Below are 21,902 nucleotides of genomic sequence, written 5' to 3'. Positions count from 1 at the left end.
TCATGTCCCGTCAGCTTCCCCCGTTGTATGCCCTGCGTGCATTTGAAGCCGCCGCCCGGCTGAGTTCGTTCACCCGTGCCGGTGAGGAACTGTCGATCACCCAGAGCGCGGTCAGCCGGCATATCCGCACACTGGAAGACCACTTCGCCTGTCGCCTGTTCGTGCGCAATGGCCGCAGCCTGCAACTGACCGAAGCGGCGCGGGTGCTGCTGCCAGGCGTGCGGGAAGGCTTCGCCGCGCTGGAGCGGGCCTGCGATACCTTGCGTGGCGAAGACGGCATCCTGCGCATGAAGGCGCCTTCGACCCTGACCATGCGCTGGCTGCTGGCGCGGCTGAGCCGGTTCCGGCACCTGCAGCCCGGCAACGAAGTGCAGCTGACCAGTGCCTGGATGGACGTCGACCATGTGGACTTCAGCAACGAACCGTTCGACTGTGCGGTGCTGCTCAGTGACGGCGTGTTCCCGCCAGACTGGGAGGTGCGCCGGTTGTTCGCCGAACTGCTGATACCGGTAGGTGCGCCGGACCTGCTCGCGGATGGCCCCTGGGATGTGCGACGGCTGGCCGGTATCGAGCTGCTGCACCCGACGCCGGACAAGCGCGACTGGCGCGCCTGGCTCGAACGCATGGGGCTCGGCGACCAGGTCTCGCTCAAGGGCGGGCAGGTGTTCGATACCCTGGAACTGGGCATGATCGCGGCCGCGCGCGGCTACGGCATCTCCATGGGAGACCTGCTGATGGTCGCCGAGGACGTGGCACAGGGACGCCTGAGCCTGCCGTGGCCGACCGCCGTTCCCAGCGGTATGGACTATTACATGGTGTGGCCGCGCACCCGCCCGGGCGGGGAGCGCTTGCGGCGGCTGAGCAGGTTCCTGCAGGACGAAGCGGCGGCGGTGGACCTGCCCGATGTGCAGATTCTGCCGACGCTTTGAATGCCAGGCGCAAAGGTTTGCGAATATCCCGGTCCGACACTCAAGTATTCCCTGGCGACGCCGATCAAGTGGCACCAGCGTCCCGGAAGAGGGCGCGCTTCCCGATGACAACAAGCGGGTGGCCCACGTGATCAGGACGATCCCGGCCTCTTGCCAGGAGCTTGACCATGTCTCAACCGCGTGCCCGAATCGCCTCGCAACTGGGGGTTGCCCTCGCCATCGTGCTGGCGCTGGTGATTTCCGGCAGTACCCTGTTCGCCTTGCGCTCGCTGGACGATGCCAACCTCGCCACCCGCCAGGCCCACCTGGCCAGCGAGGCACGTTTGCTGGCCGACCAGCTCGACACCTTCCACGGCTCGCTCAAGGACAACACCCAGCGCCTCAGCGGGCTGTTCGAGCGGCGCTTCGCCTCGGGCCTGTCGCTGCATGCGGGGGAGACCGTGCAGGTCGCCGGCCAGGCCACGCCTGCCCTGTACCTGGGCAACCAGCTGCTGAACAACGACTTCCAGCTGGTCGACGACTTCCAGCAGATGACCGCCGGCATCGCCACGCTGTTCGTGCGCAGCGGTGACGATTTCGTGCGTATCAGCACCAACCTGAAGAAGCAGGACGGCAGCCGCGCCATCGGCACCCTGCTGGATCGCCAGCACCCGGCCTACGCCCGGTTGCTGGCCGGGCAGATGTACGTGGGCCGCGCCGTGCTGTTCGAGCGTAACTACATGACCCGCTACGTGCCGGTGAGTGACGCCAGCGGTCAGGTAATCGCCGTGCTGTTCGTCGGCTTCGACTACACCGACGCGCAGAATGCCCAGTTTGCCAACCTGGTGCGCTTCCGCATCGGCCAGACCGGCTCGTTGGCCTTGCGCGACGAGAAGGGCGCCTGGCTGGTGCCGCCGGCCAATGCCGACCAGCAGTTGTACAGCGCCACCGCCCCCTTCGCCGAAGGGCCCTGGACCGTGGTGGCCAGCATGCCGATGGCAGAAATCCGCGAAGTGACCTGGAGCGTTGGCCTGCGCCTGGCCATCGGCAGCCTGCTGGCGATGCTGCTGGCTGTTGCCGCCACGCTGTGGCTGTTGCGCCGCAAGCTGCGCCCGCTGGACGACCTGGTGCGCCAGGCAGAGGCGCTCGGGGCGGGAGACCTGGGGGCACGCCTGAGCGTGACCAGCGATGACGAGATCGGCCAGCTGGCACGCAGCTTCAACAAGATGGGTGAAGCACTGGCGACCATGGTCGAGCACATCCGCAGTGCCTCCGAGCAGGTCAGTACCCGTGCACGCTCGCTGGCTGGCCTGTCGGCCGGTGCGTGCGAAGGCATGGACCAGCAATCCGGCGAAATCACCAGCATGGCCGGCGCGGTGGAAGAGTTCAGCGCCACCTCGATGAACATCGCCGACAACATGGCCGGCACCGAGCGCATGGCCCGTGACAACGCCCAGCAGACCCGCATCGGCCGCAATGCCATGGACGAGGCGTCGCGCTCGCTGACGCAGATTGCCGAGGCGCTCGGCGGTACCGCCACGGTGATGGACAGCCTGGGCGCCCGCTCGCAGGAAATCGGCGGCATCATCAGCGTGATCACCGCCATTGCCGAGCAGACCAACCTGCTGGCGCTGAATGCCGCCATCGAGGCGGCCCGTGCCGGCGAGCAGGGGCGTGGCTTCGCCGTGGTGGCCGATGAGGTGCGGGGGCTGGCTGCGCGTACCCGCCAGGCCACGGACGAGATTTCCAGCATGATCACCAGCATCCAGCAGCAGACCGGGCACGCCATCATCACGCTGGAGCAAGGCAACCAGCTGATGCAGGAAGGCCTGGAACGCAACGACAAGGTGGCCCAGGCGTTGGCGCGTATCGACGAGCAGAGCCGTGCGGCCGGTGAGCAGTTTGCCGTGATCAGTACCGCCACTCAGGAGCAGAGCAGTACCGCGACGGTGCTCAGCCGCAACCTGCAGAGCATTGCCCAGGCCAACGGCGAGCAACGCGAGGTGGCCAATGAACTGGCCTTTACCGCGCGTGAACTGGAAGGTTTGGCAGCACAGTTGCGCCAGGAAGTGGACCGCTTCCGCTGAAACCGCAGGGGGCGCAGGGCGCCCCCGCAATCTGAAACCTTACATCGAACCCAGGTTCAACGCCTGCGCACAGGCCTGCAGCGACCGCCGCTCGCTCAGCGCATACAGGGCCAGCTCATCCTGCACCTGCATGCCCAGCGCTGCTTCGAACGCAGCGCGGTTGGCATTGCTGCCGTACTCGGCGTGCGCGTCGTCACCCAGGTTGGACTGGAAGATCCCTGCCGCACTCACCGGCAGGAAGTCCTCGTAAACCAGCGCTTCGTAGTGCACGTGACCCGCTTCGATCAGCCCTTCCAGGGTGCTCGGGCGGTCATCCTGGTCACGCGCGGCCAGGCCTTTCTCGGTAGCGAAGTAGCGGAAATACGCCAGCCCCTGCTGGCGCATCTGTGCCAGGTCGTCCGGGAATTCGGCAAAGGTTTCCTTCAGCAGCGCCATGTAGCGTTCGGCATTGGCCTCGGCCGGCACGCCACCCAGGGCAGCCCGAGTGGCATCGAGCAGCTTGTCGTACAGTTGACGGCCTTTCGGCGTCAGGGCTGCACCGCGTTGCTCGATTTCGCCGAAGCGCGCGGTGTGGCTGCCTTCGCTGCCCTGCTGGTCGCTGAAGGCGACCTTTTCCTGCAGGGCCTTGAAACTGGTCTGGCGCAGCAGGATCGGGTGGCGCCGGGTGGGAGGCCCCTCGACCACCGCCTTCGGCGGGATGCCTTTGGCTGGCATGCCGGCCTGGATCGCATCGATGTCCAGCGTGCGCGGGGTCAGGTGGTTGATGTGCGGGCCCTTGAAGGCCACCACGTCGGCGATCAGGCGGTGCTGGTCGTGCAGCTGCTGGTACTGCTCGGCAGTGACGGTGGCATCATGGTGCCAACGGAAGGTGTGCAGCGCTTCCTGCACGAATGCCTCGGCATCTGCCGCGTTCAGGCCACCGTCACGTTCGCACTGGGCAATCAGTTCAAGGGCGCGGTCGGTGAAGATCTTGCGTTTGGCAAGGATGCTCTCTGCCAGTGCGCGCAACTGCGGGTTGTCGATCAGTTCCAGGCGCAGCAGCGAGGTGAATACGCGGAACGGGCTGACGTGCAGCGACTGCTCGTGCACTGCGCGGAAGGCGGTGGAGTGAACCGGCACCCCGGCGGAGCTGAGGTCGTAGTAGCCGACCGGCTGCATGCCCATCACCGCGAACAGGCGGGCAATGGTTGCCAGTTCTTCAGCAGTGCCGACGCGGATGGCCCCGTGGCGCTCCTGGTCCAGCCGTTCGATCTCGCCTGTCCAGCGCAGGGCCTCGGCGACTTCAGGTTGCCGGGCCATGACCTGCTGGTTGATTTCGCTCACCAGCTCCAGCAGCGTGCCGTACAGGGGCACTTCCTGTTTGTACATGAGCGACATGGCGGCAGAGAACTGCGCGCGGATGTTGTCGGGGCTGACGAAATCGTGGGCGGGCATCGCTAGCTTCCTGGTTGGTTCGGACGCTTACATGAAAGCGGGGAATGCACTTGGCTTACAAGCGAAAAAAAGTGAGTGTGTCATTCCTTTTTTGATCGACCTCAAGGGCCCTTTCGCGGGCATGCCCGCTCCCACAGAGTTCAGACCATGCGTGGACCCTGTGGGAGCGGGTGTGCCCGCGAAGAGGCCCTCAAGCCGAGAGCTGCTCGCGAATCCACTCCACCAATGCCCGCACCTTGGGCACCTCCGCTGCATGCTCGGCATACGCCAGGTAATGCGCCCCGGCACTGGGCATCGCATGGTTCCACGGCATCACCAGGCTGCCCTCGGCCAGTTCCTTCGCCGCCAGGTAGCGCGGCACCAGCGCCACCCCGCAGCCGGACTGCGCAGCGCTCAAGGCCATGTAGAACGTATCGAAGCGCGGCCCGTGGTAGGCGCTGACGCTTTCCAGGCCCAGCTCCAGAAACCATTCGTGCCACGCTTCTGGCCGCGAGGTGCTCTGTAGCAGCACCAGTTCGGCCAGTTGCCCGGCATCGACCAGCTCGCGGCCGGCCAGCAGCTCCGGCGCACATACCGGCACCACCTCTTCACCGAACAACTCCATGCAGGTAGCCCCCGGCCAGGTGCCCTGGCCATAGAAGAACACCACGTCTGCCGACCCCTGCAGCAAGGCGAACGGCTCCATCTCGTTGCGGATGTCGAGGTGGATGTTGCCGTGGCGTTTGCCAAACCCCTTGAGGTGCGGAATCAGCCAGCGCACGCCGAAACTCGGCTGGGTGGCTACCTTCAATATCTCGGTCTGCTCGCCGTAGGTGAGCACGTAGCGGCTGGACATGTCGACCTGGGTGAGGATCTTGTTGACCTCGGCCAGGTACAGGCTGCCGGCTGGGGTCAGCTGCAGGCGGCGGCGGATGCGCAGGAACAGGTGGTGGCGCAGCATGTCTTCCAGCTGCGCCACCTGCTTGCTGACCGCGCTCTGGGTCAGGTGCAGTTCTTCGGCGGCACGGGTAAAGCTCAAATGGCGGGCTGCAGCTTCAAAGCACTGCAGGGCGGTCATGGACGGCACCAGGCGTTTGGACATAGCGGTCTCTGCGGCTCAAATCATTACCTGACGGAATGATATGCGGAATAAAGGTCGTTTGTTGTACCTATGTGATCGGATTAATACTGACCCACATCATTTTTCCACCCCATCACCCGATGTAGGAGAAGCACAATGGTTGCTGGATTGCTCGAGCGCCTTGGCGTTGCTGCCGAGGCTTACACCCAGGGCGACTACCCTGTTCACACGCCGATCGACGGCAGCCAGATCGCCTCGGTGAAACTGCTCGGCAAGGCCGAGACCATCGCCCGCATCGACCAGGCGCAAGGTGCCTTCGAAGCCTGGCGCAGCGTGCCGGCCCCGCGCCGTGGCGAACTGGTGCGGCTGTTCGGCGAAGTGCTGCGTGAGCACAAGGCCGATCTCGGCGAGCTGGTATCGATCGAAGCCGGCAAGATCACCCAGGAAGGCCTGGGCGAAGTGCAGGAAATGATCGACATCTGCGACTTCGCCGTTGGCCTGTCGCGTCAGCTGTACGGCCTGACCATCGCTTCCGAGCGCCCTGGCCACCACATGCGGGAAACCTGGCACCCGCTGGGCGTGGTCGGTGTGATCAGTGCCTTCAACTTCCCGGTCGCGGTCTGGGCCTGGAACACTGCCCTGGCCCTGGTGGCCGGCAACTCGGTGGTGTGGAAGCCGTCGGAGAAGACCCCGCTGACCGCCCTGGCCTGCCAGGCACTGTTCGACAAAGCCCTGAAAGCCTTCGGTGATGCCCCGGCTGGCCTGGCGCAACTGGTAATCGGCGGCCGTGAAGCCGGCGAAGCCCTGGTCGACGACCCGCGCGTACCGCTGGTCAGCGCCACTGGCAGCACCCGCATGGGCCGTGAAGTAGGCCCGCGCGTGGCGGCCCGCTTCGGCCGCAGCATCCTGGAGCTGGGTGGCAACAACGCCATGATCCTGGCCCCGAGTGCCGACCTGGACCTGGCCGTGCGCGGCATCCTGTTCTCCGCTGTCGGTACCGCCGGCCAGCGTTGCACCACCTTGCGCCGCCTGATCGTGCACCGCTCGATCAAGGACGAAGTGGTTGCCCGCGTCAAGGCCGCCTACGGCAAGGTGCGTATTGGCGACCCACGCAAGGACAACCTGGTTGGCCCGCTGATCGACAAGCAGTCGTTCGATGCCATGCAGGGTGCGCTGGCCAAGGCCCGTGACGAAGGCGGCCAGGTGTTTGGCGGCGAGCGCCAGCTGGCCGACCAGTACCCGAATGCCTACTACGTGTCGCCTGCCATTGCCGAAATGCCGGCGCAGAGCGACGTGGTGCGCCACGAAACCTTCGCCCCGATCCTGTACGTGCTGGCCTACGACGATTTCGAAGAGGCCCTGCGCCTGAACAACGAAGTGCCACAAGGCCTGTCGTCGTGCATCTTCACCACCGACATCCGGGAGGCCGAGCGCTTCCAGAGTGCTTCGGGCAGCGACTGCGGTATCGCCAACGTCAACATCGGCACCAGCGGCGCCGAGATCGGCGGTGCGTTCGGTGGCGAGAAGGAAACCGGCGGTGGCCGTGAGTCCGGTTCAGACGCCTGGAAAGGCTACATGCGTCGCCAGACCAACACCGTGAACTACTCGCGCGAGCTGCCGCTGGCGCAGGGTATCGTGTTCGACTGATGGATTGATGCTGCATGGCCGGGGGCCTGGCCCCCGGTTCGCGGGTAAACCCGCTCCCACAGGTTCTCCACTGCCCTTGAAGCCTGTGTGGGTGTCTGTGGGAGCGGGTTTAGCCGCGAATGGGCCGCTTTTGCGGCCCCAACAAGAACAAATCGCTGGAGCCGGGCCATGTCCGAACTGCGTCAACAATGCTTGTGGGAATTCGTCACAGAACCGACCATCGCCGCCCAGGCCCTGGCTGGTGAGCACAAGGCCGATGTCTGTGTGATCGGTGGCGGCATTACCGGCCTGTCAGCGGCCATCCACCTGCTCGAGCAGGGCAAGTCGGTGGTCCTGCTGGAGGCCTGGAAGATCGGCCATGGCGGCTCCGGGCGCAACGTCGGCCTGGTCAACGCCGGCACCTGGATTCGCCCTGACGATGTCGAAGCCACCCTCGGCCTGCAGCAGGGCAGCCGCCTGAACAAGGTGCTGGGTGAGGCCCCGGCTGAAGTGTTCGCCATGATCAAGCGCCTTGGCATCGACTGCCAGGCCCAGCACAAAGGCACCTTGCACATGGCGCACAACGCCACCGGCATCGCCGACCTCGAGGCCCGCCACGAACAATGGCGTCGCCGGGGGGCCGATGTGGAGCTGCTGACCGGCGCCCAATGCCAGGAATACTGTGGTACCGACAAGATCTCCGCCGCGCTGCTCGACCGCCGCGCCGGCACCATCAACCCCATGGGCTACACCCAGGGCCTGGCTGCTGCGGTAGCGCGCCTGGGCGGCAAGCTGTTCCAGCAGTCGTCGGTCGAAGGCCTGGCGCGTGACGGCGATGCCTGGCGGGTGAAGACCGCACGTGGCGCGGTGCGCGCCGACAAGGTGGTGATTTCTACCGGCGCCTATACCGAAGGCGACTGGAGCAACCTGCAGAAGCAGTTCTTCCGCGGTTACTACTACCAGGTGGCGTCCAAGCCGTTGCACGGCGCTGCCGCCGACAAGGTACTGCCGCATGGCCAGGGTTCGTGGGACACCCGCACCGTGCTCAGCAGCATCCGCCGCGACGACCAGGGCCGCCTGCTACTGGGCAGCCTTGGCCGGGTCGACAACAAGCCGGCCTGGTTCATACGCAGCTGGGCCGACCGGATCCAGAGCCACTACTACCCCGAGCTGGGCAAGGTCGAATGGGAGATGCACTGGACCGGCTGCATCGACTTCACCCCCGACCACCTGATGCGCCTGTTCGAGCCGGCGCCGGGGCTGGTCGCTGTCACCGGGTACAACGGGCGTGGCAATACCACCGGGACCGTGATCGGCCGGGCGTTCGCCGAATTCCTGCTGAAGGGCGAGGCGGGCAGCCTGCCGATTCCGTTCTCGCCGATGAAGGGGGTGAGTGCACCCTCGCTGCGCACCGCGTTCTACGAGTCCGGGTTCTCGCTGTATCACGCGGGGCAATGCTTGAGGGTTGTGCTGTAAGCCCTGGGTTGCGCTTGTAGGCGCGGCGGGCCGGCTTACTTGTGCAACCAGCTGAGGAAGCCGCCCTTCTTGATTGAAGCCGGCTTCTGCAGCAGCAGCGACTCCCGGCTCTGCCGCCTGAACCGCTGCAACTTGCCAAGCGCTGCCTGCACCTCGCCACGTTGCACCAGGCAGCTTTTAACCTGTTCCTTGTCGATTCGATACAGCACGCAACTGGTCAACGTGCGGAACTCGGCAAACGAGTCGTCCTCATCGATGATGCCCTCGATCCCCAGCACCTCACCCGGCCCCATGCGCCCGGCTTCCACCAGCCGGTCGCCATCCCGGATCGACGCCGACACCACGCCGCTGCCAATCACCAGCAGGTGCTCGGAATGCTCGCCCACACCCAGGATGACCTGGTCCGCCAGGTATTCCACCGCAGTCATGCGCTGGCTCAGGGCATCGCGTTCTTCATCGGTCAGCGAGCGGAACACTCGTACTTCGTCCAGCACCTCGCGCTGACGGCTGCGTGGCGGCATGGCCAGGTCCACGTTCCACATCACCCCGCTGGCCTCCAGGTGCCGGTGCGCAAGGTCGAACAGCTGGTTGCGCGCATCACCCTTGACGCCTGCGTCGGCGACGAAGCAGCTGGCCTCGTACTCTACTGACTCCAGCGTCGACGCCTTCACCGCGACCTTCGGTTTTGGCGTGGCAAGAATGGCGCTGACACCTTGCAAGGCTTTTTCCAGCGCATCGAACACGCGCTTGGGGCGCACCTTGGCTGGCACCACCACGCTGATCGATACGCCATGTACGTCGGTCGGGCGGCTGTGGTTGAGCAGCCGCGCCTTGGCCGCCACCGAGTTGGGGATCACTGCCAGGCTCCCGCTGCCGGTGAGCAGGCGGGTAGCACGCCAGTCGATTTCCAGCACCTTGCCTTCGGTGCCGTCAATCGAGATCGAATCGCCAATCTGGTAGGGCCGCGTGGTGTTCAGGATGATGCCGCTGAACACGTCGGCCAGCGTGCTTTGCAGCGCCAGGCCGATGACGATGGCCATTACCCCGGAGGTGGCCAGCAGGCCCTTCACCGGCAGTTGCAGCACATAGCCTGCCGCGGCGACCACGGCGGCCAGGAAGATCAACGCCCCCAGCACATCCTGCAGCAAGCGCCCGCCATGGCTGCCACGGGCCACCAGCAACAGGCCGAACACCACCGTTACCGTACGCGCGCCGAACAGCCACCAGCCGATGGCCAATACCGTGGCCAACAGGTTGCGTGAGACATCGTCGGCCCAGGGGGGCGGTTGCAGCGGGCTCATGCCGGCGGCCACCAGTACCGAGCTGAACAGCAGGAACAGCACCAGCCGCGCGCCGATGCGCCAGGCCCGGTGCTGGAGGGGAATGAGCTGCCAGAGCACGAGGTCGAGCAGGATCAAGGCGATGCCGAGCAGCAGCGGGTATGACTGGATGAACGCCAGCATGGAGGTCTCGGGGGCAAGGGGAGGGCTGTGGGTAGTAATAGAGCAGGTTGGCCGGACAGGCAATGGGGCCTGTGCCGGCCTCTTCGCGCCTAAAGCCGCCCCCACAGGTACTGCGCACGATTCAAATCCAGCGCAATCCCTGTGGGAGCGGCTTTAGCCGCGAAGAGGCCGGTACAGCCTACACAAAACCATCGTTCATAAAACAGAACGCTAGAGCCAAGAATCGCTATCTACCGCCAAAAAGGTCATGGTTTTAATCTTCTCCCATCAACGCGAAACACCCAACTTACTGAACTTCAAAACCTTAGGAGCAACGACCATGACCAACTTCAAATACAACCGCCTGAACAAAGACGACGCCGCTGTCCTGCTGGTCGACCACCAGGCTGGCCTGCTGTCGCTGGTGCGCGACATCGAGCCGGACGCGTTCAAGAACAACGTGCTGGCGCTGGCCGACCTGGCCAAGTTCTTCAAGCTGCCGACCATCCTCACCACCAGCTTCGAGCAAGGCCCCAACGGCCCGCTGGTTCCCGAGCTGAAAGCGCTGTTCCCGGACGCCCCGTACATCGCCCGCCCAGGCCAGATCAATGCCTGGGACAACGAAGACTTCGTCAAGGCAGTGAAGGCCACCGGCAAGAAGCAGCTGATCATCGCCGGCGTGGTGACCGAGGTCTGTGTGGCCTTCCCGGCATTGTCGGCCCTGGAAGAAGAGTTCGAAGTGTTCGTGGTGACCGATGCTTCCGGCACCTTCAACGAAATGACCCGCGATGCTGCCCATGACCGCATGAGCCGCGCTGGCGCGCAAATGATGACCTGGTTCGGCGTGGCCTGCGAGCTGCACCGTGACTGGCGCAACGACATCGAAGGCCTGGCGGCGCTGTGCTCCAACCACATCCCTGACTACCGCAACCTGATGACCAGCTACAACGCCTTCAACGCCAACAAGTAAGCCTCGGTCCCGGGCACCGCCAGTCGGTGCCCGGCCAGTGCAGCACACCCGTCCAATCCTCCGCCCGTCCGTCGTTGCACAGTTGCTGCGGGCAAGCTCATCCCAAGGAACGCCGATGAACACCGCATTCCAAGACAACCGCAACGTGGTGACCCTGGTCATCCAGCACAAGGTCCGCACCGCGTCGCTGGCCGCCTACGAAGCTTGGCTCAAGCGCACGGTCAGCGCTGCACGGCGGCAGCCGGGGCACCTGGACGTCAACGTCATTCGCCCTGACGACGGCGGGCTGCACTTCACCACGGTGGTGCGCTTCGCCGACGCCAGCCTGCTGCAAGCCTGGGTCAACTCGGCCGAACGCCAGGCACTGGTCAACGAAGTGCTGCCGTTGCTCGAAGGCGGTGACCACACCCAGGTGCATGACGACCCGGAGTTCTGGTTCACCCCGCCGAATACCCGCGCAGCGCAACCGCCGCGCTGGAAGCAGGCGCTGCTGACCTACCTGGTGATCTGCCCGATGACCCTGATCGTTCCGCATCTGTTGGCGCCGCTGTTCGCGCGCTTTCCGCAGTTGGGTGGCGCAATCACCGGCAACCTGATCGGCAACCTGTTCGTCATCCTGCCCGTGGTGTTCTACATCATGCCCTGGGTCACCCGTCGCTGCGCCAACTGGTTGCGCGGCTGAGCAAGCCTTCACCTCGACATTTTCAAGGAGATACCAACATGAGCACGTTCGTTACCCGCGATGGCACTTCGATCTATTACAAGGACTGGGGCAGTGGCAAGCCTGTGCTGTTCAGCCATGGCTGGCCGTTGGATGCCGACATGTGGGATTCGCAGATGGAGTTCCTGGCCAGCCGCGGTTACCGCGCCATCGCCTTCGACCGCCGTGGCTTTGGCCGTTCGAGCCAGCCGTGGAGCGGCTACGACTACGACACCTTCGCCGACGACATCGCCCAGCTGATCGAACACCTCGACCTGCGTGAGGTGACCCTGGTGGGCTTCTCGATGGGTGGTGGCGATGTCAGCCGCTACATTGCCCGTCACGGTAGCGAGCGTGTGGCCGGCCTGGTCTTGCTCGGTGCGGTGACGCCGATCTTCGGCAAGCGTGACGATAACCCACAGGGTGTCGACCAGTCGGTGTTCGAAGGCATCCGCGCCGGTCTGCGTGCCGACCGGGCGCAGTTCATCGCCGATTTCGCCACGCCGTTCTATGGCCTGAACCATGGGCAGCAGGTGTCCCAGGGCGTGCAGACGCAAACCTTGAACATCGCGCTGATGGCGTCGATCAAGGGCACCCTGGACTGCGTGACGGCATTCTCCGAGACCGACTTCCGCCCGGACATGGCCAAGGTCGATGTGCCGACCCTGGTGATCCATGGCGACGACGACCAGATCGTGCCGTTCGAGACCACCGGCAAGCAGGCGGCGGAACTGATTCGTGGGGCTGAACTGAAGGCGTATGCCGGAGCGCCGCACGGGTTTGCCGTGACGCATGCGCAGCAGCTGAACGAGGACCTGTTGGCGTTCTTGCAGAAGTAATTGTGCCAGGCATTCGCGGGCTCGCCCGCTCCCACAGGTACGGCGCAGGCCTCAGGCCTTGTGACCTACCTGTGGGAAACGGGCTTGCCCGCGAAGAGGCCGGCCCAGGCAGCACAAAGCTTGAACAGGGCTAACCTTCTACAACCCACCGCACATCCATCCAAGCCCTGGCCTTGCACCAACCGGCATGCTCCGCAGTTGCGCCTGCCGGCGCCGCCACCAGACGGAGAAGACCATGTCCCAGGACCGCAACGACAAGACCCGTCGCCAGTTCCTCGCCACCAGCAGCGTGCTCGGTGCCGCCGGCGCGCTCTGGTCCGCATTGCCCTTTACCGGTTCCGCTTACGCATCCACTCAAGGAGGTTCCATGACCGCCGACCTGATTCTGTTCAACGGCAAACTGCACACCGTTGATCGTGAAAAGCCCATCGCGACCGCCGTCGCCATCAAGGATGGCCGCTTCATCGCCGTGGGTAACGACGCCGAGGCCATGGCCCACAAGGGCGCCTCCACGCAAATTATCGACCTCAAGCAGCGCACGGTCATTCCGGGCCTGAATGACTCGCACCTGCACCTGATTCGTGGCGGCCTGAACTACAACCTGGAGCTGCGCTGGGAAGGCGTACCCTCGGTGGCCGATGCCCTGCGCATGCTCAAGGACCAGGCCGCGCGCACGCCTACCCCGCAATGGGTGCGCGTGGTCGGTGGCTGGAACGAATTCCAGTTCGCCGAAAAACGTATGCCCACCCTGGAAGAGATCAACCAGGCCGCGCCGGACACGCCAGTGTTCCTGCTGCATCTGTATGACCGCGCATTGCTCAACCGCGCTGCGCTCAAGGCTGTCGGCTACAGCAAGGACACGCCTAACCCGCCGGGTGGCGAGATCCAGCGCGACAAGTTCGGCAACCCGACCGGCATGCTGATCGCCCGCCCCAACGCGATGATCCTCTACGCCACCCTGGCCAAGGGGCCGAAGTTGCCGCTGGAGTACCAGGTCAACTCTACCCGCCAGTTCATGCGTGAACTCAATCGCCTGGGCCTGACCAGCGCCATCGATGCCGGTGGCGGTTACCAGAACTTCCCGGACGACTATCAGGTGATCCAGCAACTGGCCGACAACAACCAGTTGACCGTGCGCATCGCCTACAACCTGTTCACCCAGAAACCCAAGGAAGAGCTGGACGACTTCCGTAAGTGGACCTCCAGCGTCAAGCTGCACAGCGGCACCGACTTCCTGCGCCACAACGGCGCCGGCGAGATGCTGGTGTTCTCCGCCGCCGACTTCGAGGACTTCCTCGAGCCGCGCCCGGACCTGCCGCAGACCATGGAGCAAGAGCTGGAGCCGGTGGTGCGCCACCTGGTCGAACAGCGCTGGCCATTCCGCCTGCACGCCACCTACAACGAATCGATCACGCGCATGCTCGACGTGTTCGAGAAGGTCAACCGCGACATTCCGTTCAATGGCCTGCCGTGGTTCTTCGACCACGCCGAAACCATCACCCCGCAGAACATCGAACGCGTGCGTGCGCTGGGCGGTGGCATCGCCATCCAGGACCGCATGGCCTTCCAGGGTGAGTACTTCGTCGACCGCTACGGCGCCAAGGCTGCCGAGCAGACCCCGCCGATCAAGCGCATGCTCGACATGGGCGTGCCGGTGGGTGCCGGTACCGACGCTACTCGCGTGTCCAGCTACAACCCATGGACCTCGCTGTACTGGCTGGTCAGCGGCAAGACCGTCGGCGGCATGGAGCTGTACCCGGAAGGTCTCAGCCGTGACACCGCATTGCAGCTGTTTACCCAGGGCAGTGCCTGGTTCTCCAGCGAGCAGGGCAAGAAGGGGCAGATCAAGGTGGGCCAGCTGGCCGACCTGGCGGCACTGTCGCTGGACTTCTTCAGCGTCGACGAAGAAGCGATCAAGGGCATCGAGTCGGTGCTGACCGTGGTAGATGGCAAGGTGGTGTACGCCGCGGCAGAGTTCGACAAGCTCGGCCCGCCACAGGTGCCGGTGCTGCCGGAGTGGTCGCCGGTGACCAAGGTACCGGGCCACTGGCGCGTCGGTACGCCGTCGCTGGCGGCAGTGGCGCACCAGTGCGTCGGGCCTTGCGGGGTACATGCGCACAGTCATGAGAAAGCACGGCATTCGAATGTGCCAGTGAATGACTTCCAGGGCTTCTGGGGGGCGCTGGGTTGTTCGTGCTTCGCTTTCTAAGCTGAGCTGATGTGAAGAAGGGGCCAGTATCTGGTCCCTTTTTTTGTTCCTTCAGTGCTGGCCTCTTCGCGGGCTCGCCCGCTCCCACAGGTACACCACAGCCCTCAGGCTTTGTGCGATCCCTGTGGGAGCGGGCGAGCCCGCGAAGAGGCCGGAAAAGCCAACATCAATGGTGAGCCTTGTGCTCACCTCCAGCCAACAGATGCCGGATCTTCACTTCCACCCCATCGGTCTGCAACATCCGCACTCGGGCCTCGATCTTCAGCTCACCCCGGGTCACCCGGTGGTGGTGCCGCAAATGCTCCAGCCACGACTCTTCAAAAAAGAACTCCAGCCACACTGCCGGATCGGCACTGTCGCGCATCAACCCCCACGACAATGCGCCATTGCGCTTGCGCATCGCCTCCAGCTCCCGCGCGGCCCGTTGGAAGGCTGCGGCCTTGGCCGGTTCGATATGGTATTCGACGGTGACCATCACCGGCCCGTTGTCCTGGTCGAGGTTATCGCTCAGCACCGGCACCGGCCAGTGCAGCGACGGTGTCAGCTCTTCGGCTTCGGTTTCCGGCAGCGTCACCCTGCAGGTCAGCAGGGTGCCGAAGGCCAGCCCGCCTGCGGCCAGCAGCAAGCTCAAGGTGATCGATGCATGACTGGCCAGCGTGCCCCACAGCAGCCCGCCAGCGGCCATGGCACCAAAGAAGATCAGGATGTACACCGACAATGCCCGCGCCCGTACCCAGGCCGGCACCGAGGTCTGCGCCGCCACTTGCAGGTTGGACAGCACCGCGATCCACGCCGCGCCGCTGAGCAGCATCGCCGGCAATAGCACATAAAAGTTGCGCACCAGCGCCAGGGCCAACAGGAACAGGGCATACAGCAGGCTGGCCAGCATCACCAGGCGGTCGCGACTGATGCGTTCGCGCAGGCGTGGCAGCAAGGTGGCGCCAGCCACTGCGCCAATTCCGATGGCCGCCAGCAGCAAGCCGAAATCTGCTGCGCTGCCGCGCATCTCGCCACGCACGATCAGTGGCAGCAGTGACGTACCGGCACTGGCGCAGAAAAAGAACGCCAGCGCGCGTAGCATCACCGCCTGCAACGGCTTGGCACTGCGGGCAAAGCGCAACCCGGTGCGCATGGCACCAACGAAGCGCTCGGCCGGCAGCAGTGGCTCCTTCACCTCGCGTTTCCACAGGAACAACACTAGGATCACGCCAGCGAACGAGACGGCATTCAGGGCAAAGGTCAGCCACGGGCCGACCAGGCTCACCACCACCCCTGCCAATGCCGGGCCGATGGCGCGGGACACGTTGATGCCGACACTGGAAAGCGCCACTGCGTTGGCCAGGTCCTGCTTGCCCACCAACTCCGGCGTCAGCGCGCTCCACGCCGGCATCATCAACGCCGTACCGATGCCCAGCGCCAGGGTCAGCGCCAGCAGCAAGGTGACGTTCATCAGCCCGAGCAGGGTCAAGGCTGCCAGCACAACGGCCACGCCGGACATCCACAGCTGCACCAGCAGCAGGTAGCGGCGTTTGTCGACGATGTCCGCCGCGGCGCCGGCCGGCAGGGCCAGGAAGAACATCGGCAGCGAGCCGGCCACCTGGATCAGCGCCACATGCAGCGGGCTCGCCGACAGCGTGGTCATCAGCCAGCCGGCGCCCACCTCGTGCATCCAGGTGCCGATGTTGGAGGCAATGGTGGCGATCCACAGCATGCGGAAGGTGGTGTTGCGCAACGGGCTCCAGGCGCCTGAAGGGGATGTGCTCATGATCAGAAGCTGCCTTTGAGTGGGTATTCGATGATCAGGTAGAGGCGATCGATGTCATCGCCGGCCTGGGCCTGGTTGGCGCGGTGGCTGACATGGGAGAGCGACAGGCTCAGGTCCTTGGCGGCGCCCGACTGCACCAGGTATTTCAGGTCGATGTCGCGCTCCCAATGCTTGCCGCCATCGCCATATTGGCCTACGTAGGCGCCGCGCGCCGGGGCGTGGCTGCCGTCGATGCCACGGCCGCTGACGTAGCGGCCCATCAGGCTCAGACCAGGCACGCCGAGGGTGGCGAAATCGAGGTCATAGCGCATTTGCCATGAGCGCTCGCCGGGGCCATTGAAGTCGGCGTACTTGATCGAGTTGGCCAGGTAGATGGAGTCGCCACCGACGAAGTCGAACGGGGTAGCGCCTTCGACCTTCTGGTAGGCCAGGCTCAGCGCCTGGGCGCCGAAGCTGTATCTGCCCAGCAAGCTGTAGGCGAGGGTATCGATCGCCCCGGCGCTGGCGTTGCCGGTGTCGCGGGTCTTGTACAGGTTACCGTCCAGGCGCCAGCTGCCCTCGGCAAGGTTCAGGTTGAGATAGGCCTGGCGCCAGGTGTCCTGCAGCTGCCCGGCGTACAGCGCAGCGCCGAATGGGCCTGGGGGCGCGAAGGTAGCGCCGGCCAGGCTGATGGCGCGGTTCTCGGTGCTGGCGCCGTAGCCGCTGAAATCATCATGGGTAGCGCTGTTGTCCTGGTTGTTGAAGGCGGTGAAGCGCCCGGCCTGCAGGTGCCAGTCGGGCAGGCTGCGGTTCTCCAGCAACCAGCCGGTGGCGTATTCCGGGTGCAGGCGTTTGTCGGCGGTATCGAACACCGGGGTTTCCACGGTCATCTCGCCGTAGCGCAGCTGGGTGTCGCCCAGGCGCAGCTTGAGTGCGGCGCTGGCACTGGAATAGTCGGACTCGGCACGGCCATCGCTGTCGCGCGGCAGCAGGCCGGTACCGGCATGGCCGCGGCCACCGTCGAGCTTGAGGCCGAGAAAACCGTGGGCATCGATACCGACGCCGAGCGTGCCCTCGGTGAAGCCGGAACGGATGTCGCCGATGAAGCCCTGGGCCCATTCCTGGCGGTAGTTCTGGCCGCTGGCGGAGGGTGAGCGGAAGTCGCTGTGCAGGAAATAATTGCGGCTGAGCAGCGACCAGCCAGCTTCGTCGGCCTGGCTGAGCAACGGGCAGAGGGCAAGGGTGGTGAGCAGGACGCGGCCTGGTCCGGGGTTGGCGCGGATCATGGGGGCTCCAGCGGGGATGATCCGGGACTATGGCTGAAGCATAGGCCAGCGGTCTTGTAAGGGTGTGCTGGAAGGCAAGTCGGCTAGTCGGCGAAAGCCTGCACGATAGCTTCGATCACCGCCCGCACGCGTGCCGTACGCCGCACATCCTGATGGGTCACCAGCCAGATGTCATAAGGCTTGCCGTGCGCCCACACCTGCTGCAACCCATCCCGCTCGCCCAGCGGCACCGGCAACTCGCCCAGCCCGAGCCCGCTGGCCAGTGCCCGCCGCACCATCAACCCCGATGTGCAGGTCATGGCAATCCGCCCGCGCGCGATCGGCTCACCGGCCAGCATCACCTCCTTGCCGCTGTCCAGATAAGGTTGGTAGACCACCAGCTCATGCCCGGCAAACCTGCTGCCTGGCGCGGGTTCGCCAAAGCGCTGCAGATAATCCCGTGAGGCGAACAGGCCACTGTGCCAGCGCGCCAGCCGGCGCACCACCAGCTCCGGGTTGTCCGGTTTTTGCGTGCGCACGGCAATATCCGCTTCGCGCTGGCTGAGGTTGAGCATTTGCGTGGATGCCTGCAACTGCACCTCTATTCCCGGATGATCCATGCGCAGCCGGGCAACCGCAGGGATGATGAAGTCCAGGGCGAAGGAGTCGGTAGTGGTGACCCGGACCACGCCGCTAAGGCGGTCGTCGAGGCCGAGTACCTGCCGCTGCAGGCCGGCGGCGGCGGCTTCCATCGCGACGGCTGCGCGCATCGCCGCTTCGCCAGCGGGAGTCAGCGAATAGCCATTGGCCGCACGCAGGAACAGCGTGGCGTGCAGCGCCTGTTCCAGCGAAGCAAGCCGGCGGCCGACAGTCGCCTGGTCGACACCGAGGCTGCGGGCTGCGCCGCGCAGCGTCCGCTCCCGGCACAGGGCGAGAAAAACACGGGTGTCGTCCCAGTTCATCAGGTTGTCCTCCATGATGCAAAAGTGCATGCCTGCAATGAGAAATCGCTGCGTTATTTCATCGCCTTGCGACTTTATGCTTTTCCCATCGCCATCAACAAGCGCTGCCTGCGGCGCAAGGGAAGAACATGACTGCAGAAACTCAACGCGCGCCCTGGCTGCCGATCTGGGCCGGGCTGTGTGCCAGCCTGGTCGGTATCGGCCTGGCGCGGTTTGCCTATACACCGCTGGTGCCGGCACTGATCGAGGCGCACTGGTTCGCGAGCTCGGCGGTGGTCTACCTGGGCGCGGCCAACCTTGCCGGCTACCTGGTCGGCGCCCTGGCCGGCAGACGGCTGGCAAGGCGCTGGTCGAGCGCAGCGGTGCTGCGCGGCATGATGGTGTTGGTCAGCCTGGCATTCCTGGCCTGCGCCTGGCCGCTGTCGGTTGCCTGGTTCTTTGCCTGGCGCCTGCTGTCGGGGGTTGCTGGCGGGGTGATCATGGTGCTGGCGGCCAGCGCGATCCTGCCGCATGTCGCTGCCACGCGGCGGGGCCTGGCCAGTGGTGCGATCTTCCTTGGCATTGGCCTGGGCATCGCCGGTGCTGCCAGCCTGGTACCGTGGCTGCTGGGCAAAGGGCTGCAGGAAACCTGGTTCGGGCTGGCCGCGTTGTCACTGTTGCTCAGCCTCAGCAGCTGGCTCGGGTGGCCGGCCGAGCAGGAGCATCAACAGGGCAGCCATGCACCGGGCCCGGCTGCAGTTTCACCGGCGGTGCTGGTACTGTTCGGGCAGTACGCGCTGATGGCCACCGCTTTGGTGGCGCCGATGATGTTTCTGGTGGACTACGTCAGCCGTGGGCTGGGTGCGGGTACCCATGCCGGTGCAATGATCTGGGGTTTGTATGGCCTGGGGGCGATCGCCGGCCCGGTGCTCTACGGGTTGCTGGCTGATCATCTGGGGGCGCGTGCCGGCATCCGCTGGGTGTTGCTGGCACAGCTGGCTGCCCTGGCTGTGTTGCTGGGTAGCCACGACTTGCGCCTGCTGGGGGCCGCAGCGCTGTTGATCGGCTCGTTCCCGCCCGGCATCGTGCCGCTGGCGTTGGCGCGGGTCCATCAACTGGTGCCGGGGCATGCCCGACAGAATGCCACCTGGAGCCGTGCTACGGTGTCCTTCGCCAGCTTCCAGGCCATTGCCGGCTACGCCTATTCGGCGCTGTTCGCCGCCAGCGGTGGCCACTACGGCGTGCTGTTTGCCGTGGCGGCCGCTGCCGTGGTGCTGGCACTGCTGGTGGACATGCTGGTCCGGGACAATCAAGCCATGTCGCTGATGGCGAACTCCTCGGCCAGGTGATCGATCAAGGCCCGTACCGAGGGCAGCAAACCGCGCCGCGACGGGAAGATCGCGTGCACAATGCCGCAGCGCGGGTGCCAACCCGGCAACAGCTCCACCAGCCGCCCGGCCACCAGGTCCTCGCGCACCGCCACCCGCGGCAGGTGCGCGATGCCCACGCCGGCGACGACGAAATGACGCAGTGCGAACAGGTCGTCGGTGACCATGCGGGGCGTATGCGGGATGACGATACTGTGGCTGGTGTCCTCGCCCTGGAACAGCTCCCAGTGGTATTCGCGCTGGGCGCTGCCCCAGTGCAGGCTGGGCAGCGTGCCGAGCAGTTGCGGGTCGAAGCCTTTGGGCAGTTGCTCCAGATACTGCGGCTGGCCGACCAGGCATTGGGTACTGTTGCTCAGCACCTTCATCACCATGTCGGTGTTTTCCAGTGGCGGGAAGCGCACCCGCAGAGCGACGTCGAAACCTTCGTGCAGCAGGTCGACGCGGCGGTTGGTGCTCTCGATGAACAGTTCCACCTGCGGGTACTTGAGCATGTAGCGGGTCAGCATCGGCCCGACCCAGGAGTTGAGCAGGGTCGTCGGGCAGCTGATGCGTACCAGGCCGCGCGGTTCGCTGCGGTTGCGTTCGATGATCTCCGCCGCGCCCTCGGCTTCCACGCGCATGGCCAGGCAGCGGTTGTAGTAGGCCTGGCCGATCTCGGTGAGCGAACAATGGCGGCTGGTGCGGTGCAGCAGGCGCACGCCCAGGCGGTCTTCAAGGTCGGCGATGCGCCGGCTGAGCTTTGACTTGGGCATGTCCAGCGCCCGCCCGGCCGGGGCGAAACCGCCATGCTCGACTACCTGGGTGAAGTAGTAGAGGGAGTTAAGGTCTTCCAATGATCGGTCTCCGGGTACTTGGTTGCCTGTGCCGGCCCTTTCGCGGGTAAACCCGCTCCCACAGGTGCTGCACAGCGCTCAAGCCCGGCGCTATCCCTGTGGGAGCGGGTTTACCCGCGAAGAGGCCGGTACAGCCCCTGCAAATCCATCGTTCATATATCAGAACGCTAAAGCCAAATTCTGCTATCTACCGCCGTAAAGGTGATGATTTTAATCTGTGCCCATCAACACGAAACACCCCGGATTGCTGAAAAATTCATAAACCTTAGGAGCACAGACCATGAGCAAATTCACCTACAACCGCCTGAACAAAGACGACGCCGCTGTCCTGCTGGTCGACCACCAGGCTGGCCTGCTGTCGCTGGTGCGTGACATCGAGCCGGACGCGTTCAAGAACAACGTGCTGGCGCTGGCCGACCTGGCCAAGTTCTTCAACCTGCCGACCATCCTCACCACCAGCTTCGAGCAAGGCCCCAACGGCCCGCTGGTTCCCGAGCTGAAAGCGCTGTTCCCAGATGCCCCGTACATCGCCCGCCCAGGCCAGATCAACGCCTGGGACAACGAAGACTTCGTCAAGGCAGTGAAGGCCACCGGCAAGAAGCAGCTGATCATCGCCGGCGTGGTGACCGAGGTCTGTGTGGCCTTCCCGGCGCTGTCGGCCTTGGAAGAAGAGTTCGAAGTGTTCGTGGTGACCGACGCATCTGGCACCTTCAACTCCATGACCCGCGACGCCGCCCACGACCGCATGAGCCAGGCCGGTGCACAGCTGATGACCTGGTTCGGCGTGGCCTGTGAACTGCACCGCGACTGGCGCAACGACATTGAAGGGCTGGCGGCGCTGTGCTCCAACCATATTCCGGACTATCGCAATCTGATTACCAGCTATAACGCTCTGACTGCGGCTAAGTAACATCAAGCAACTTGATGGATGGCCTCTGCCGGAGGCCATTGTTGACTAGGGCCAAGAGTGTTGTTAGCGT

The 21,902-nt window shown here is 64.9% G+C and carries 17 protein-coding genes and 1 pseudogene; 11 read left to right on the top strand and 7 right to left on the bottom strand.

The genetic code is table 11. The features are described 5' to 3' along the window. The first annotated feature begins 2 nt into the window (after positions 1-2). From HU763_RS23895 to HU763_RS25195, 3 genes and pseudogenes are all read left to right on the top strand, one after another. The gene (locus tag HU763_RS23895) at positions 3-929 is read left to right on the top strand and encodes a LysR substrate-binding domain-containing protein (RefSeq protein WP_186684050.1); all 927 of its coding nucleotides are present in this window, start codon (positions 3-5) and stop codon (positions 927-929) included. Positions 930-1,096: 167 nt separating this feature from the next. Beyond that, positions 1,097-2,137 (top strand): annotated as a pseudogene (locus HU763_RS25200) (Cache 3/Cache 2 fusion domain-containing protein); the annotation flags it as partial. Beyond that, complete coding sequence (locus HU763_RS25195) at positions 2,135-2,995, top strand: methyl-accepting chemotaxis protein (RefSeq protein ID WP_420831065.1); 861 nt, start codon at positions 2,135-2,137, stop codon at positions 2,993-2,995. The pseudogene HU763_RS25200 and the gene HU763_RS25195, both read left to right, overlap by 3 nt. A gap of 39 nt (positions 2,996-3,034) precedes the next feature. Here HU763_RS25195 and hglS read toward each other — a convergent pair whose 3' ends face one another. Both hglS and HU763_RS23880 read right to left on the bottom strand, forming a co-directional pair. After that, on the bottom strand, positions 3,035-4,429 hold the full coding sequence (hglS, locus tag HU763_RS23885; RefSeq protein WP_186684054.1) for a 2-oxoadipate dioxygenase/decarboxylase HglS: 1,395 nt from the start codon (positions 4,427-4,429) through the stop codon (positions 3,035-3,037). A 190-nt stretch (positions 4,430-4,619) separates the two neighbouring features. Next, positions 4,620-5,510 (bottom strand): LysR family transcriptional regulator, encoded by an 891-nt coding sequence (locus HU763_RS23880; protein WP_186684056.1) that lies wholly within the window; start codon positions 5,508-5,510, stop codon positions 4,620-4,622. A gap of 135 nt (positions 5,511-5,645) precedes the next feature. On the opposite strand from HU763_RS23880, the gene amaB reads away from it, so the two are divergent. Together amaB and amaA are read left to right on the top strand one after the other, a co-directional pair. After that, entirely contained in the window at positions 5,646-7,136 is a 1,491-nt protein-coding gene (gene amaB, locus HU763_RS23875; protein ID WP_170033753.1) for an L-piperidine-6-carboxylate dehydrogenase, read from the top strand. Between the two features lie 168 nt (positions 7,137-7,304). Continuing rightward, positions 7,305-8,591, top strand: coding sequence for an L-pipecolate oxidase (gene amaA, locus HU763_RS23870; RefSeq protein WP_186684058.1), 1,287 nt, complete (start codon positions 7,305-7,307; stop codon positions 8,589-8,591). A 35-nt stretch (positions 8,592-8,626) separates the two neighbouring features. On the opposite strand, the gene HU763_RS23865 is transcribed toward amaA, so the two are convergent. Next, positions 8,627-10,054, bottom strand: coding sequence for a mechanosensitive ion channel family protein (locus tag HU763_RS23865; protein WP_186684060.1), 1,428 nt, complete (start codon positions 10,052-10,054; stop codon positions 8,627-8,629). A gap of 319 nt (positions 10,055-10,373) precedes the next feature. On the opposite strand from HU763_RS23865, the gene ycaC (HU763_RS23860) reads away from it, so the two are divergent. The 4 genes from ycaC (HU763_RS23860) to HU763_RS23845 all read left to right on the top strand — a co-directional run bounded on the left by ycaC (HU763_RS23860) (position 10,374) and on the right by HU763_RS23845 (position 14,751). After that, a complete protein-coding gene (gene ycaC / locus HU763_RS23860; protein ID WP_186684061.1) occupies positions 10,374-11,003 on the top strand; it encodes an isochorismate family cysteine hydrolase YcaC in 630 nt (209 codons plus the stop codon). A 115-nt stretch (positions 11,004-11,118) separates the two neighbouring features. Beyond that, complete coding sequence (locus HU763_RS23855) at positions 11,119-11,685, top strand: antibiotic biosynthesis monooxygenase (protein ID WP_186684062.1); 567 nt, start codon at positions 11,119-11,121, stop codon at positions 11,683-11,685. Positions 11,686-11,723: 38 nt separating this feature from the next. Next, a complete protein-coding gene (locus HU763_RS23850; protein WP_186684063.1) occupies positions 11,724-12,542 on the top strand; it encodes an alpha/beta fold hydrolase in 819 nt (272 codons plus the stop codon). A gap of 367 nt (positions 12,543-12,909) precedes the next feature. Further along, positions 12,910-14,751, top strand: coding sequence for an amidohydrolase (locus HU763_RS23845; RefSeq protein ID WP_186684431.1), 1,842 nt, complete (start codon positions 12,910-12,912; stop codon positions 14,749-14,751). A 166-nt stretch (positions 14,752-14,917) separates the two neighbouring features. Here HU763_RS23845 and HU763_RS23840 read toward each other — a convergent pair whose 3' ends face one another. From HU763_RS23840 to HU763_RS23830, 3 genes are all read right to left on the bottom strand, one after another. Next, positions 14,918-16,516 (bottom strand): MFS transporter, encoded by a 1,599-nt coding sequence (locus HU763_RS23840; protein ID WP_186684064.1) that lies wholly within the window; start codon positions 16,514-16,516, stop codon positions 14,918-14,920. 2 nt (positions 16,517-16,518) lie between these two features. After that, positions 16,519-17,781 (bottom strand): OprD family porin, encoded by a 1,263-nt coding sequence (locus HU763_RS23835; protein ID WP_186684065.1) that lies wholly within the window; start codon positions 17,779-17,781, stop codon positions 16,519-16,521. A gap of 83 nt (positions 17,782-17,864) precedes the next feature. After that, positions 17,865-18,722, bottom strand: coding sequence for a LysR family transcriptional regulator (locus HU763_RS23830; protein ID WP_186684067.1), 858 nt, complete (start codon positions 18,720-18,722; stop codon positions 17,865-17,867). Between the two features lie 128 nt (positions 18,723-18,850). Here HU763_RS23830 and HU763_RS23825 point away from each other — a divergent pair, with 128 nt between their 5' ends. Beyond that, positions 18,851-20,050: a YbfB/YjiJ family MFS transporter gene (locus HU763_RS23825; RefSeq protein WP_186684069.1), complete on the top strand. Its 1,200-nt coding sequence runs from the start codon at positions 18,851-18,853 to the stop codon at positions 20,048-20,050. On the opposite strand, the gene HU763_RS23820 is transcribed toward HU763_RS23825, so the two are convergent. Beyond that, complete coding sequence (locus tag HU763_RS23820) at positions 20,011-20,922, bottom strand: LysR substrate-binding domain-containing protein (RefSeq protein WP_186684071.1); 912 nt, start codon at positions 20,920-20,922, stop codon at positions 20,011-20,013. The two genes, HU763_RS23825 and HU763_RS23820, sit on opposite strands and share 40 nt — an antisense overlap. Before the next feature lie 280 nt (positions 20,923-21,202). On the opposite strand from HU763_RS23820, the gene ycaC (HU763_RS23815) reads away from it, so the two are divergent. Then, entirely contained in the window at positions 21,203-21,832 is a 630-nt protein-coding gene (gene ycaC / locus HU763_RS23815; protein WP_186684073.1) for an isochorismate family cysteine hydrolase YcaC, read from the top strand. Positions 21,833-21,902 lie beyond the last annotated feature (70 nt).

The sequence above is a fragment of the Pseudomonas anuradhapurensis genome, from assembly GCF_014269225.2.
GTDB lineage: Bacteria > Pseudomonadota > Gammaproteobacteria > Pseudomonadales > Pseudomonadaceae > Aquipseudomonas > Aquipseudomonas anuradhapurensis.
The sequence above is the reverse complement of the archived record's forward strand: the minus strand, read 5'-3'. Positions and strand labels throughout refer to the sequence as shown.